The 13524-nt window shown below is 71.8% G+C and carries 11 protein-coding genes; 8 read left to right on the top strand and 3 right to left on the bottom strand.

The features are described from left to right. The first annotated feature begins 201 nt into the window (after positions 1–201). The 5 genes from ABZ919_RS19675 (at position 202) to ABZ919_RS19695 (ending at position 5306) form a co-directional block, all read left to right on the top strand. Complete coding sequence (locus ABZ919_RS19675) at positions 202–1464, top strand: methyl-accepting chemotaxis protein (RefSeq protein WP_361249150.1); 1263 nt, start codon at positions 202–204, stop codon at positions 1462–1464. Continuing rightward, entirely contained in the window at positions 1461–1937 is a 477-nt protein-coding gene (locus ABZ919_RS19680; RefSeq protein ID WP_361249153.1) for a hypothetical protein, read from the top strand. The genes ABZ919_RS19675 and ABZ919_RS19680 overlap by 4 nt, the downstream gene beginning before the upstream one ends. 75 nt (positions 1938–2012) lie before the next feature. Beyond that, positions 2013–2678: a VWA domain-containing protein gene (locus ABZ919_RS19685; protein WP_361249156.1), complete on the top strand. Its 666-nt coding sequence runs from the start codon at positions 2013–2015 to the stop codon at positions 2676–2678. A 46-nt stretch (positions 2679–2724) separates the two neighbouring features. Then, on the top strand, positions 2725–4362 hold the full coding sequence (locus tag ABZ919_RS19690; protein WP_361249159.1) for a protein phosphatase 2C domain-containing protein: 1638 nt from the start codon (positions 2725–2727) through the stop codon (positions 4360–4362). Further along, positions 4359–5306, top strand: a complete 948-nt coding sequence (locus ABZ919_RS19695) for a hypothetical protein (protein WP_361249162.1) — start codon at positions 4359–4361, stop codon at positions 5304–5306. Before ABZ919_RS19690 ends, ABZ919_RS19695 begins: the two co-directional genes overlap by 4 nt. An 8-nt stretch (positions 5307–5314) precedes the next feature. Here ABZ919_RS19695 and ABZ919_RS19700 read toward each other — a convergent pair whose 3' ends face one another. Further along, positions 5315–6649, bottom strand: a complete 1335-nt coding sequence (locus tag ABZ919_RS19700; RefSeq protein WP_361249165.1) for an LCP family protein — start codon at positions 6647–6649, stop codon at positions 5315–5317. A 119-nt stretch (positions 6650–6768) separates the two neighbouring features. Between ABZ919_RS19700 and ABZ919_RS19705 the strand changes: the two genes are divergently transcribed. Both ABZ919_RS19705 and ABZ919_RS19710 read left to right on the top strand, forming a co-directional pair. Further along, positions 6769–7329 (top strand): acyl-CoA thioesterase, encoded by a 561-nt coding sequence (locus ABZ919_RS19705; RefSeq protein WP_361249167.1) that lies wholly within the window; start codon positions 6769–6771, stop codon positions 7327–7329. Between the two features lie 90 nt (positions 7330–7419). Next, positions 7420–9072 (top strand): LCP family protein, encoded by a 1653-nt coding sequence (locus ABZ919_RS19710; protein WP_361249170.1) that lies wholly within the window; start codon positions 7420–7422, stop codon positions 9070–9072. Positions 9073–9090: 18 nt separating this feature from the next. On the opposite strand, the gene ABZ919_RS19715 is transcribed toward ABZ919_RS19710, so the two are convergent. Beyond that, the gene (locus tag ABZ919_RS19715) at positions 9091–10467 is read right to left on the bottom strand and encodes an LCP family protein (protein ID WP_361249242.1); all 1377 of its coding nucleotides are present in this window, start codon (positions 10465–10467) and stop codon (positions 9091–9093) included. A gap of 251 nt (positions 10468–10718) precedes the next feature. Here ABZ919_RS19715 and ABZ919_RS19720 point away from each other — a divergent pair, with 251 nt between their 5' ends. After that, the gene (locus ABZ919_RS19720; protein WP_361249173.1) at positions 10719–11762 is read left to right on the top strand and encodes a glycosyltransferase family 2 protein; all 1044 of its coding nucleotides are present in this window, start codon (positions 10719–10721) and stop codon (positions 11760–11762) included. Positions 11763–11840: 78 nt separating this feature from the next. Here the strand turns inward: ABZ919_RS19720 and ABZ919_RS19725 are convergent, their stop codons facing one another. Next, on the bottom strand, positions 11841–13430 hold the full coding sequence (locus ABZ919_RS19725) for an LCP family protein (RefSeq protein ID WP_361249245.1): 1590 nt from the start codon (positions 13428–13430) through the stop codon (positions 11841–11843). Positions 13431–13524 lie beyond the last annotated feature (94 nt).

Here is a 13524-nt window from a genome sequence, read left to right on the forward strand (position 1 = left end):
ACGGGCCGTGGGATTCTGGAGTACGCTCGGTTGCCTTGGTCACACGTACGGTGCGTGGGACCGTCGGGGGCGGGGCACGCCGTCAGGGTGGGGATCCACGCGTGCCGCCGATGAGCCCCCCGGGTACGTCGCGCGGTGGGGGTGGGTATGCCGGCTGGCGCCCTGATGGACCGTCATGTAGTCGCCAAGAGTCTGAGAGACATGGCCGAGCTGCCCGGACTGGGCGCCCGGCGCGAGGAGTTGACCGCCCTTGCGGACGCCCTGGGCGCGCGGGATCTCGCCGCGCTCGAGCCCTGGGCGGAGCTGGACCTCCTGGCCGCCTACGCGCGGCCCGAGAGCCTGCGGCAGGCCGGGAGCGGCGCCGCGCCCGAGCACCGGGCCTGGTCCTACGCGGAGGCGGCGCTGGGCGCACTCGTCTTCCTGCCGCTCATGCTCACCTGGTACGGCCTGACCAAGGCCTCGAGTGCCTACGGGGCACTGACCGGGGACGACCCGAAGGCCGCCTCCCGGCCGTTCCTGCAGCTGTGGCAGTCCGGCTTCGAAGGGCACCTCACCGGCGCCTTCACCTTCGGGCACGTGGCGATGAGCGCTACGGCGGCCATCACCGTGCTCTTCACCCTGGTTCTCGTGCACGGCGTCCGCCGGGCCACCCTCACCCGCCGCGAGGAAGCGGCCGGCCGCTGCGCCGAGGACCTCATGGCCCGGCTCGTCCCCGTACTGACCCGGGCCCAACTGGTGCTGAACGAGCAGCGCCGCAGTTCCCCGCAGCGGTTCACCGCCGAGCTCACCGAGGCGGCCACCACCCTCAACAAACTCGGCAACAACGCCGTACGCGCCCACAAGCAGCTCACGTCGGCCGCCGGCGTGGTCTCCGACGCCGTGGAGGCCGCGGAGCGCCGGCTGGCCGGCGTGGACGGCGCCGTGCAGCCCCTCGAAGCGGCGGCGGCCCGGATCGAGACGGCCGTCCAGGACGGCGCGGCACGGGTCGGCGGCGCCCTCGACGACGTCCGCGGCGCCCACGGGGACATCCGGGAGGCCGTGCAGGGCGCGGGCGACCGGGTCGAGGAGTCGGTGACGGTGCTCGCGGCGTCCCAGCGGGCCTACACCACGGGCATCGAGGTGGCCGCCGATGTCGTCACCCGGCTGCTGGACTCCGTCGGTGAGATCACCGACAGCACCGCCCGCGCCGTGGCCGAGTCCCAGCAGGCGGCACGCGAGATGAGGGCGCAGACCGAGGCCCTGCGCTCGGCGGCCGAGCGGTTCGCGAGCCTCGCGGACGGGCTCAGGAGCGTGCGCACGGCCGACCGGCCGGGGGAGCACCCCGTCGACGGTCCTCCCGGGGATGGGCGTCGAGCGCCGGACGGCCACCGCGCCGAGGGCGCCCCACGAGCCGAGGACGCCCCACGAGCCGGAACGGAGCGCGAACCGGGTCCGGTGCCGTCGGCGCTGAACGAGGCGCTGTGAAGACCCGCAGCCGGTTCCAGCCGCTGCACCTCGCGGGCTGGCTGTTCGCCGACCTGCTGCTGGTGCTCGCCCTGGTGGCCATGGGCGACCAGGGCGACCCCCTGGCGGCGCGGCCCCATGCCCCCACCCCGTCCCCCTCGGCCGGGCATCCGAAGCCCCGGCACAAGGGGCCGCGTGCCGTCGTCCGCACCCCGGTGAAGATCGCGCTGGACGCGGCGCCCGGCGACGAGGACGCCATCGTGCGGGGCCTGCGCAGTGCGACGAAACGGTACGACGGGCGGCAGGCCGCCTTCGTGCTGACGTTCGGGCGCAACACCGACCCCGGCGCGGGCGGTGCCTATGCCCACCAGGTCAACACCCTGCTGGACAAGGCCAGTCCGGACATGTTCCGCGGCGCCACCACACGTGACTTCTGGAAGGGCGGGGCCTCCACCGGCCACGCCGACCTCGAGATCTACTTCTACACCTACTGAGCGACCAGGCGGGCGCTCCCCCGTGGAGCGCCTCGTCCGCGCACTTCGTCCGCGCACTTCACCGGAGGTACCACCTTGCAGATCCTTCCCTTCTACCTGCTGTGCGACGAATCCGGGTCGATGATCGGCGAGCCCATCGACTCCATCAACGGCGCGCTGCCGGGTCTGCACCACGAGATCAGCACCAACCCGACCGTCGCCGACAAGACGCGGTTCTGCCTCATCGGCTTCTCGGACACCGCGACCGTCCTGCAGCCGCTGGTGGACCTCAGCGACATCGAGGAGGTGCCCGCGCTGGCCGCCGGCGGGCTCACCTCGTACGGCGAGGCGTTCCGCACCCTGAAGCGCTGCATCGAGGACGACGTGGCGGCGCTGAAGGCGCAGGGGCACGAGGTCTACCGCCCGGTGGCCTTCTTCCTCTCCGACGGCATCCCGACCGACGAGGACTGGGAGCAGGCCTACAAGGAGCTGAGCCAGTCCAGGTTCTGCCCGAAGATCATCTCCTTCGGTATCGGCGACGCCGAGGAGGCGACGATCGCGCACGTCGCGAACTTCCGCGCGTTCATGCAGAAGGACTCGAGCGTGACGCCCTCGCAGGCGCTGCGCGAGTTCGCCACGAGCCTCACCCGGTCGATCGTCCGGTCCGCAGCCAGCATCGCCGCGGACGGCGGCAACGGGTTCACGCTGGCCGTGGACGACACCGTGCCGGGTTTCTCCACCGTCTCCCTCGACAAGCTGTGAGCGGTGCGATGCGCCGGAAGACGAGGACGGAAGGAGCGCCGCGCCCATGAACACCGGACCGTTCCAGTCCGACACCGCTGACGCGCAGTGGCCCGAGTCACGGCCGTCCGGCCACCGGGAGGCCTCCGATCCGCTGGACGAGACATGGCGGACGGCCGACCAGGTGGTGTCCGGGCGACCGGACCCCGCGCCGCCGCAGCCGGAGACCACATCGGTTCGGCCGACGACGCCCGTACAGGACACGGCGGTTGAGCCCACGCCGGTCGAGCCTCCGCAGGGCCGGCCTGCGCCGGTCCAGCCTCCGCAGGACCGGCCCATGACGGTCCACCCCGTACCGGTTCAGCCTCCGCAGGGCCGGCCTGCGCCGGTTCAGGCTCCGCAGAGCCAGGCCGTACCGGCTCAGCCTCCGCAGGTCCAGCCCGTACCGGTCCAGCCTCCGCAGGACCGGCCCACGCCGATACAGCCCACGCCGATACAGCCCATACCGGCCCAGCCTCCGCAGGGCCCGCCCGCGCAGGTGCAGCCGGAGTCGGCGGAGCCCGCTCCGGCCGGGCCCCGGCCGGTGCAGACCGCGCCCGTCCACTCCCCGCCGGTCACCGTGGTCCCGGTCCGGCAGGCACCGGTGCCACCCTCGACACCCGACGCGCCCCCGGCGCAGCACGTCCCGTCGTCCCCGGAGCCGCTCGCGCCGGAGCCGACCGCGCCGGCACCGCACCTGCCCGCACCGGATCGGCAGCCCCCGCACGCCCAGGACCCGGCGGGCTCCGACGGGCCCCCCGTCACCACTCTCGGCGTGCCCCCGCACTCCGGCAGCAAGCCCCCGCTGTATCCCCCGGAACCCGCGGGGACGCCCGCCGTCCGGTCCGATCCGTCGGCCGCGCTGATCCCCGACATGGTGGTGGACGGCGCCGCCCACGGGCCCCTCACCGTGCGCGCGGCCTCCGTGCGCGGCGACTCGCACCGCTACCAGAGCGAGCCGCGCCAGGACTCGCTCGCCGTGACCCGTATCGGCGCACCCGGCGACGAGCTGCTGCTCCTCGCCGTGGCGGACGGCGTGGGATCCGCGGCGCGCTCGCACGTAGGCTCCCAGCAGGCCTGCCAGCTGGCGGCCACCAGTCTCGACGCGATGGCCGAGCAGCTCGCTGCGGCCCTGCGCGCGAGCGATCACGCCGGCTTCGCCGAGCTCGCCGACCGCGCCGTGCACCGGATGGCGACCGTCCTCGCGCACGACGCGCAGCAGCGTGGGGTCGACCCCGCCGCCTACGCGACCACCCTGCGGGTGCTGCTCGTGCCCCTGGACCCGGCGGTGCGGATCCGCGGGTTCCTCGCCGTCGGTGACGGGGGCACGGCGCTGCTGCGGGAGGGCCGGTGGTACACGGAGATCACCGAACCGGACCAGCCGCAGCACGGGATGATCGACACCCGTACGGCCGCGCTGCCGTACAGCCACACCGCGCAGACCGTGCTGGTCGGCCCCGCCCGCCCAGGGGACGTGTGGGTGCTGTGCACCGACGGCCTGTCCACGCCGCTGTCGGGCGACGCGGGGATGCGGGACTTCCTGGGCCGGGCCTGGGGCGGCCCGCAAGCGCCGGCCCCGGCGGACTTCCTGTGGCAGGTGCAGTACCGGGTGAAGTCGTACGACGACGACCGCACCGCCGTCGTCCTGTGGGAGGGCCCGCGGTGAGCGCGCACGACGGCGCCGACGTCCCGCTCGGCACCCTGCGCCTGGGCGACAAGGTCGGGGACGGCGGCCAGGGCGAGGTCTTCGAGGTCGGCGGTGGCGAACGGCTCCTCTACAAGAGCTACCGCCAGCCGCACATGGTCGACGGTGACGAACTCGCCGGCCTGGTCGCCCTGCGCCAGGGGCTCGGCGCCGCCGAGCGGGCCCGGCTGGAGCAGGAGACGGCGTGGCCCCTGTGCCGGGTGGTGGACGGCGGCCGGGTGTCCGGTTTCCTGATGCACCGCGCGCCCGACTCCATGACCTGGCGGACGTCTCGCGGTGACACTCGTCTGACGGAGCTGTCGTACCTGTTGCGCCCGCCCAAGGCCGCCTGGCAGGCCGTACCGCAGCCGACGCCGGCCGAGCGCTTCGCCCTGGTCCTCGCCATGGTGGAGCTGTTCAGCCGGCTGCACGCGCTGGGACTGGTCGTGGGGGACGTGTCGCAGGCGAACGTGCTGTGGACCGTGCGACCCGCACCGGCGGTGTATCTGCTGGACTGCGACGGGGCCCGGCTGGCCGGGCGGGCCCCGGTGCTGGACCAGGCGGACACCCCCGACTGGCTCGACCCGCTGGCCCCGCCGGGAGTCGTCACGGTGGACAGCGACCGCTACAAGGTGGCCCTGGTCGTCGGCAGGGTGCTCGGCCAGGATCCCTACGCGGCACCCGGCGCGGCACTGCCCCTGCTGCCGGGGGTGCTCGACGAGCGGCGGGAGCGGGCGGTGCTGTCCCTGTGGGAACAAGCGGCCGGCCCGCGCGGCGGCCGGCCCCACCTCGGACAGTGGCGCACCGCCCTCGCGGGCCGCGAGACGATCAAGCTGATGGCCGCCGAGCCCGCCCCGAAGCCGGTCGTGGACCGTTCGAAGTTCGACGGTCCACGCCGGCGGGGGCGGATCAGCCTGCGGGACTGACGGCCGGGTCAGTTGCCGGAGACGGTGACCTGCTGGTCGTTGTTCAGCTCGTCCACCAGCGTCTTGACCTTGGCCTTGTCCCAGACGAGGTTGCCGCCGACGGAGCCGGAGATCGGCATGTTCATGGACTTGCCGTCGCCGCCGCTGACGCCCTTCATCGCCCAGAACATGGAGGCCAGGTCCCACAGGGACATGTCCTTGTCGACGATCAGGGAGTCCAGGCCCGCGCCCATGGTCGGGTAGAACTTGAAGGGGTTGAGGATCGTGGACGGGGTGGCCACCTGGTGGGCCAGCGCCGACAGGAACTTCTGCTGGTTCTTGGTGCGCTGCAGGTCGGACGCGGCGAACGCGTGCCGGGTACGGACGAAGGCGAGGGCCTGCTGGCCGTTCAGGGTCTGCTTGCCCGCCTTGAAGTCGGCGCCCGAGTACTTGTCCTTGAAGCCCTTGTCGATGTCGATGGTGACACCGCCGACCGCGTCCACGATCTTGGCGAAGCCCTGGAAGCCGATCTCCACGTAGTGGTCGATGTGCAGACCGGTGTTGGCCTCGATCGTGCGGACCAGCAGCGTCGGCCCGTCCTCGGCGTAGGCGGCGTTCAGCTTCTCCTGCCGGCCCCTGGCCGGGTAGACCTTCCCGGACGTCGAGCCCTTGTACGACGGGATCGTGACGTTGGAGTCGCGCGGCAGCGAGACCAGCGTGTCGCCGTTGTCGCCGACGTGCAGGATCATCATCGAGTCCGTGCGCTTGCCCTCGGCGGCGCCGGTGTGCAGCTGCTTCTCCTCCGCCTTGGTCATGCCCTCGCGGCTGTCCGAGCCGACGATCAGGTAGTTCGTGCCGGACCCCGCCGCCGGACGGTCGATGACCTTCGACAGGTCGACCTCGCGGCGCAGCTTGGAGTCGGCCCAGAAGTAGGTCGCGACGGACGTGACGACCAGCACGGTCGCCAACGTGATCGCGGTCCACTTGATCCGGCGCCGCCAGTTCGGGCGCGGCCGGTACCGGTCGAGTTCCGGGTCCTGGTCGTTGTCGTTGGGTACGAAGCCGCCGCCGCGGTGCCCGCCGCCGTACACCTGGCCGGTGTTGTAGCCGCTGTCGTAGTCGCCGTGGCCGGCGCCCTCGTCGTATCCCCGGCCGTCCACGTACGACGGCTGCTGCGGGACACCGGCCCCGTACGGCGGCGCCGCCGGGCCGGGGTCGCCGTAGGAGCGCTGGCCGGGCGGTACCGCCGGGCCGCGCCGCACCTGACGCATCACGCGGGCGCTCTCCGGCTGCGCGCCGCCACTGCCGCGTCCGTACCGCGGGCCGCGGTTGTCGTCGGACCATCCCTCGGGCCAGTCATTCATGCGCCCCAGTGTGCAGGGCGCCGCCGTGTGCCTTACAAGGGCTGTCGGAAAATAAGGGCGGCGCTGTTGCGAAGCTGACACAAATTCCGCGATTGTCACTTCGGCATAAGGTGGAGGGCATGACAGACCAGGCCACGGACGTGAATCCGGACACCGAACCGGAGATTCCGGGCAAGCCGACGTCCGCCTCGCGCACCACGCTCAGCCACATCATGACCCACAACGACACCAACCTGCTGGGAACGGTGCACGGCGGGGTGATCATGAAGCTGGTCGACGACGCGGCGGGCGCCGTGGCCGGCCGGCACTCCGGCGGCCCCGCCGTCACCGCGTCCATGGACGAGATGGCGTTCCTCGAGCCGGTGCGCGTCGGCGACCTGGTGCATGTGAAGGCACAGGTGAACTGGACCGGCCGTACCTCCATGGAGGTCGGCGTCCGGGTCCTCGCCGAGCGCTGGAACGAGTCGGCCCCGGCGACCCAGGTCGGCTCGGCCTACCTGGTCTTCGCCGCCGTCGACGCCGACGGCAAGCCGCGCCGGGTGCCGCCGGTCATCCCGGAGACCGACCGCGACCGCCGCCGCTGCCAGGAGGCCCAGATCCGCCGTACCCACCGGCTGGCCCGCCGCCGGGCGATCCGCGAGCTGCGCGAGAAGCGGGCGGCTGAGGGCTTCGAGGACTAGCAACTCCCTTGTTCTGCCGGAGGGTTGTACGGCAGTGGGAAAGGTCACGAAGCGTTATCCGGCGGTGATCTGTGTGGATACTGTAATGGCGTGGACATACCAAGCCCAGGCCCTGAGGGCGGCATCGACCCGGCGGACCGGTGGGTGCGCGATCCGCACACCGGGGAGTACGAGCTGCGCGCCGCCCCGCCCGCCGGGCGGCCGGCCGTGCCCGGGCCCCGCCAGGAGTCCGTCGTCCCCCGGGCCCGGGAGGGGCGCCGACGCGCCGCGGGCCGGGACCGGCGCAAGGAGGGCAAGGGGAAGTCCACCGGAAAAAGGATTCTGCTGTGGACCGCCGGCACGCTCACCTTTGTCCTCGTGGTGACCGCCGTCGGCGGCTATCTCTACCTCAGGCATCTCGACGGCAACATCAGCACCACCGACACCGCAGGTGCCACCAGTGACTCCTTCAGCAAGGACAAGGCGTTCAACATCCTGCTGATCGGCACCGACAAACGGCAGGGCAAGGGCGACACCGGCTACGGCGACGCCGAAGACGGTCTCGGGCACGCGGACACCGACATCCTGCTGCACGTCTCTCAGGACCGGACGAACGCGACCGCACTCAGCATCCCGCGCGACCTGATCACCGACATACCTGACTGCCCGACCAGGCAGCCCGACGGCACGATCAAGACCATCCCGGGCACGCGCCACACGAAGTTCAACGAGAGCCTCGGCCAGCTCGGCCGCGACCCCGGCTGCACCGTCCGCACCGTGGAGCGGCTCGCCGGGGGCATGAAGGTCGACCACTTCATGATGGCCGACTTCAACGCGGTGAAGACACTGACGACGGCCGTCCACGGGGTCCAGATCTGCCTGGCGCACGCCGTGAAGGACAAGGAGTCGCACCTGGACCTGCCCGCCGGGCCGTCGACGGTCCAGGGCGAGCAGGCGCTGGCCTTCGTCCGCACCCGGCACAGCTGGGCCCACGAGAGTGACCTGGACCGCATCCAGGCCCAGCAGCAGTTCCTCGGCTCCCTCTTCCGCAGGATGAAGTCCGACTCCACGCTCACCAGTCCGACCACGCTGCTGGACCTCGCGGAGGCGGCGACCAAGGCACTCACGGTGGACAAGGGCATCGGGCACATCAGCACGCTCAAGGACGTGGCCCTGGAGCTGAAGAAGGTGCCGACGAAGAACATCAGCTTCGGCACCCTGCCGGTGCTGGACAACCCCGCCGACGGCCCGGTCCACCAGACGGTCGTCCTCAACGAGGGTCCCGCCCAGCAGGCCTTCTCCATGATCAAGAACGATCTCTCCTTCACCGAGGTGAAGAAGAAGCAGAAGGCGCAGGAGGCGGCCAGGCTCAAGGGCCCGCGCTCGGCACCCGGTGACGTCCGCGTCGACCTCTACAACGCGGGCGCGCCCTCCGGCTCCGCCCAGACCGCCCTGGCCTGGCTGCAGACCGAGAAGGGCGTGACCAGGTCCAGCCAGCTCGGCAACACCGGCACCCACCAGCCGAGGACCACCCTGGAGTACGCCGCCGCCCAGGCCGACCAGGCCCGCGAGCTGGCCGACCTCATGGGGCTGCCGGCCGCCGCGCTCAAGCCGGGCAGGAGCGAGAAGAACGCGCAGGGCCTCCCCGCGATCGTGCTGCGCCTCGGCGCCGACTTCCAGGGCGCGGGCGTCCCCCTCACCGGCCCGGCCAAGACCCCCGACGTCCAGAAACACACGGCCGACCAGGTCAAGTGCGCCTCGTGAGCCAGTGCTGCGACCGGACTAGGTGCCCGCGCAGGTCACCTCGTTGCCGCGCACCACGGTCTGCTGCGGCTGGTTCGGGTCCTCGAAGCGCACCTTGTGGACGTCCTTGAAATCGGGACCGGCGGTCACCTTCAGCAAGGGCCCCTGGCCCGGTGCCACGCGCAGCTCGGCGCCCGGAAGGGCGGCCGCCAGGGCACGGGCCGAGCGGTCCCAGCGGGGGTCGTAGGAGATGACCGTGCGCGGCACATGGGCGGGGGCGGTCACCGGCCGGTGGGTCGTGGCGAAACCGGTCGCCGCGAGCGCCGCGTCGAGCCGTTTGCCGAGCCCGACGGTTGCGGTGCCGTTCGCCACCAGGACGCGGACCTGCCGGGGATCCACCTCCACCGGCGCCGGGGCGGGGCCGTGGCCGCGGTCCGGGTGGTCCGCGGTGAGCGGCTTGTCGTCGCGCACGGCCGCGAACAGCTGGTCGGCCTTGGCCTGGTCCCACTTCAGGGTCGAGCCGAGGCCCTTGACCTCGTAGTTCACCTGCGCGACGGGCACGGTGGTGAACTCGGAGGAGGACGGGGAGAAGTTCCGCATGGCCCGGCCGAGGTCGAGCAGCTCGTCGGTGCCGAAGCCCTTGTCGGCACGGACCGAGCCGAGCACCGCGCGGGTCACGTCCCTGAACCGCATCGGGTTCAGCAGAACCCCGGACGAGGTGGTCCTCTCGATCAGCGCGGCCAGGAACCGCTGCTGCCGCTTCATCCGGCCCAGGTCGCTCGCCGCGTCGACGTGCCGGGCCCGCACGTACTGCAGGGCCTGCCCGCCGTTGAGGACGTGCGTGCCGGGCGCGAGGTCGAGACCGGTGTACGAGTCCTTCAGCGGGGTGGGTGTGCAGACGCTCACCCCGCCGAGGACGTCCACGGTCTTCATGAAGCTGGTGAAGTCGACCTCCAGATAGTGGTCGATCTTCACATGGGTCATGTTCTCGACCATGCGGATGGTCAGCTGGGGGCCGCCCTCGGCGTAGGCCGCGTTGAGCTTGATCGGGTGGGCTCCCAGCTGCTGCCCGGTCCTCTGGTCGGTGCGCGCGGGCACCTCGGCGTAGGAGTCGCGCGGCAGGCTCACCACGGTGGCCCGGTCCCGGTTGTCCGAGACGTGCACGATCATCATCGTGTCGGTGCAGTGGCAGGGCGCCCCGCCCAGCCGGTACTTCCGCCGCTCCTGCTCGGTGATCCTGTCGCGGCCGTCGGTGCCGACCAGCAGGATGTTCGTGCCGTTGCCGGCGCGAGGCCGGTTCTTCATGTCCTTGAAGGCGTCGATCCGGGTGATCCCCGCGTCCAGGCTGCTGATCACCGCGTGCCCGATCCCGGCCGAGGCGAGCACCACGACCGACAGCGTGGTCACCGCCCGCATGGCCCAGCGGGGCCGCCTGGGCGGCCGCACGGACCGCACGGGACGCTCGGGCTGGCGCGGCACACGGCGGGGCGGCTGCGGTCGGCGCTGCGGACGAGCGGGGGACCGGGGCGGGCTGGACAAGGAGGACACCTCCGGACGAGGCCGTACGTGGGATCCGTGAGCACCGTAGGCCGATACGATCTCCAGCCCGGCTCTGCGCCCCGGCGGCGCGCACCGGTGTCCCCCGTTCGCGGTAACGTGAGCGTCCTATGAACGCCAAGCCCGACGTGCGACACCCCGCCGTTTCTGTGATCATGCCTGTCCTCAACGAGGAGCGGCATCTGCGCGGGGCCGTCCAAGCGATCCTCGCGCAGGAGTACGCCGGCGAGCTGGAGGTCGTGATCGCCCTCGGTCCGTCCACGGACCGCACGGACGAGATCGCCGCCGAGCTCGTGGCGGAAACCGCCCGCGATGCAAACAAGCGTGTGCACACCGTCCCGAACCCGACCGGCCGCACGCCCGCGGCGCTGAACGCGGCGATCAAGGCCTCCCGGCATCCGATCGTGGTCCGCGTCGACGGCCACGGCATGCTCTCGCCGAACTACATCGCCAACGCCGTGCGGCTCCTCGAGGAGACCGGCGCGCAGAACGTCGGCGGCATCATGCACGCCGAGGGCGAGAACGACTGGGAGCGCGCGGTCGCCGCCGCGATGACCTCGAAGATCGGCGTCGGCAACGCGGCCTTCCACACCGGTGGCGAGGCCGGCCCCGCAGAGACGGTGTACCTCGGCGTCTTCCGCCGTGCGGCACTGGAGCAACAGGGCGGCTACAACGAGGAGTTCATCCGCGCCCAGGACTGGGAGCTGAACTTCCGGATCAGGGAAGCGGGCGGGCTGATCTGGTTCTCGCCCGAGCTGAAGGTGTCGTACCGCCCGCGGCCCTCCGTCCGGGCGCTCGCCAAGCAGTACAAGGACTACGGCCGCTGGCGGCACGTCGTGGCCCGCTACCACTCGGGCTCCATCAACCTGCGCTACCTCGCCCCGCCGACGGCGGTGTGCGCGATCGCGGCGGGCGTGGTCGTGGGCGCGCTGCTGACCCCCGTGGGTTTCGTGATCCCGGCGGGCTACCTCGCGGCGATCGCCCTCGGATCCGTCCCCGCGGGCAGGGGCCTGCCGCTGAAAGCCCGGCTGCAGATCCCGGTGGCGCTCGCCACCATGCACATGTCGTGGGGCTGGGGCTTCCTGACCAGCCCGAAGTCCCTGGCCAAGCGGGTCATCGCGTCACGGCGGCCGGCGGTTCTCGCCTCGCACTGAACCAGGGTGCGCGGGGGGCCCGCTGCCCGGGCAGCGGGCCCCCCGCGTGTCGGTGCCGTCACCGGGCCGGCGTGTCGGTCACCACTGGTAGGGCTTGTACACGTCCATGCACTTGCTGGTGTCGGCACCGTTGATCGAGTCGGTGTTGCCCGGCATGTCCCCGGCCTTCGGCGGGGCCTGCTGGGGATAGGCCGCGCCGGTGCGCCAGTCCGCGCCCACGACCACCGTGACGCCCGAGACGTCGGTCGACTGCCGCACCGCGCTCATCGGGATGCCGAGCGCCTTCGCCACGGCCTGCGCGTCACCCTGCAGATCCGCGCTCGGGTACTGCACGACCGTGCTGTCCTCGGACAGCGTCTCCGAGGTGTCGGCGGTCGCCTGGGCGTAGCCCTTCTGCGCCAGCACCTGGCTGATGTCGTTCGCCCGGCCGCCGACCGCGCTCTGCGTGGAGGTCCGGGTGGCGTTGCGCACCAGCACCCCCAGCCGGTTCGGGTCCGTGGAGGGCGAGTTGGTCGCCGGGGTCCTGTTCACGATCGGCTTCGTGGCCGACGCCTTGCCGTTCTTGTCGAACGGCACGTCGTCGCGGAGCATCTCCCACACCTTGGCGGCGTTGGCCGTGTCCGGCACGACGTGCTCGCTGTTCTGCGGGTCGTCGAGGTGCGGCATGGTCATCGACGTGATGCGGTTCGTCGGCACCGACTTCAGCTCCATGGCCAGGTCGTACAGCTTCTTGACCGAGCCGATCTCCTCGGAGACCTGCAGCGACTTGGTGGCCGCCTCGGCCAGGTCCATCAGCCGCCCGCTGTCGGTGAAGACGTTCTGGTGCTTCAGGGTGCGGACCATCGAGTTGAGGTACATGTGCTGGGCGCGGGCCCGCATCAGGTCGCTGCCCCAGGCGTGCCGCGTGCGCAGCCACTGCAGGGCCTGCTCGTGGTAGATCTTCTGCGTCCCGGCCTTCAGCTTCAGCCCGGAGCCGCCGGGCTGGGCCGGCGTCGGGTGGTCCCAGACGTTCTGCTTCACACAGACCTCGACACCGCCGATGGCGTCGGCCATGTTCACGACACCCGCGAAGTCGATCATCATCCAGTGATCGATGTAGACACCGGTGAGCTCCTCCCAGGTGGCCAGCGTGCAGCCGGCCCCGCCCCGGGCCAGGGTGACGTTGATGATGTCGTCGGTCTCCGGATACTGCTTCCCGGTCTTGGGGTCCGTGCACTTGGGGATGTGCACGCGGGTGTCGCGGGGGATGCTCACCATGGCGGCGCTCTTGCGGTCCGCGGACAGGTGGATGAGCATCTGCACGTCGGCGAGCGGAGGCGCGCCGACGCTCTGCCGGTGCCCGCCGAGCTTCAGGTCCTCGGGCGTGTTGCGGCTGTCGGAGCCGATCAGCAGGATGTTCATCGGCGTCTGCCCGGCCGCGTTCGCCGGCGTCTTGTACGCCTTGGAGTCGTCGGCGCTGCTGCGCTGACCCTTGCGGATGTTGCCGTTCAGGTGCTGGTAGTACAGAAAGCCGGCGCTCGCGGCGCCAAGTATGACCACCGTCAGCACGGTCGCCGACCAGCGCAGGGCGCGCCGTCTGCGCCGTGGTCGCTCGGCCTGGGAACCGCCTCTGCGCCGCCCCCCGCCGTGCCGTCCGGGCCCCTCCGGCGACTTCCGGTCCCGCGCCATCATGTCGTCGACCGCAGGACCCTGCCCCCGCACGTCACTCTGCGCCAATCTTCCTGCCCTCCCCACCCTTGCGCCATGAACGGGCCCGTCCCGC

Source organism: Streptomyces sp. NPDC046759, from assembly GCF_040645475.1.
In the GTDB taxonomy this organism is placed as follows: Bacteria; Actinomycetota; Actinomycetes; order Streptomycetales; family Streptomycetaceae; genus Streptomyces.

Bases quoted from the DNA above. Each gene is read 5' to 3' on its own strand.
- ABZ919_RS19700 (WP_361249165.1), bottom strand. From the start codon at position 6,649: ATGAATGACTGGCCCGAGGGATGGTCCGACGACAACCGCGGCCCGCGG.
- ABZ919_RS19690 (WP_361249159.1), top strand. From the start codon at position 2,725: ATGAACACCGGACCGTTCCAGTCCGACACCGCTGACGCGCAGTGGCCC.
- ABZ919_RS19725 (WP_361249245.1), bottom strand. From the start codon at position 13,430: ATGGCGCGGGACCGGAAGTCGCCGGAGGGGCCCGGACGGCACGGCGGG.
- ABZ919_RS19715 (WP_361249242.1), bottom strand. From the start codon at position 10,467: ATGCGGGCGGTGACCACGCTGTCGGTCGTGGTGCTCGCCTCGGCCGGG.
- ABZ919_RS19720 (WP_361249173.1), top strand. From the start codon at position 10,719: ATGAACGCCAAGCCCGACGTGCGACACCCCGCCGTTTCTGTGATCATG.
- ABZ919_RS19675 (WP_361249150.1), top strand. From the start codon at position 202: ATGGCCGAGCTGCCCGGACTGGGCGCCCGGCGCGAGGAGTTGACCGCC.
- ABZ919_RS19705 (WP_361249167.1), top strand. From the start codon at position 6,769: ATGACAGACCAGGCCACGGACGTGAATCCGGACACCGAACCGGAGATT.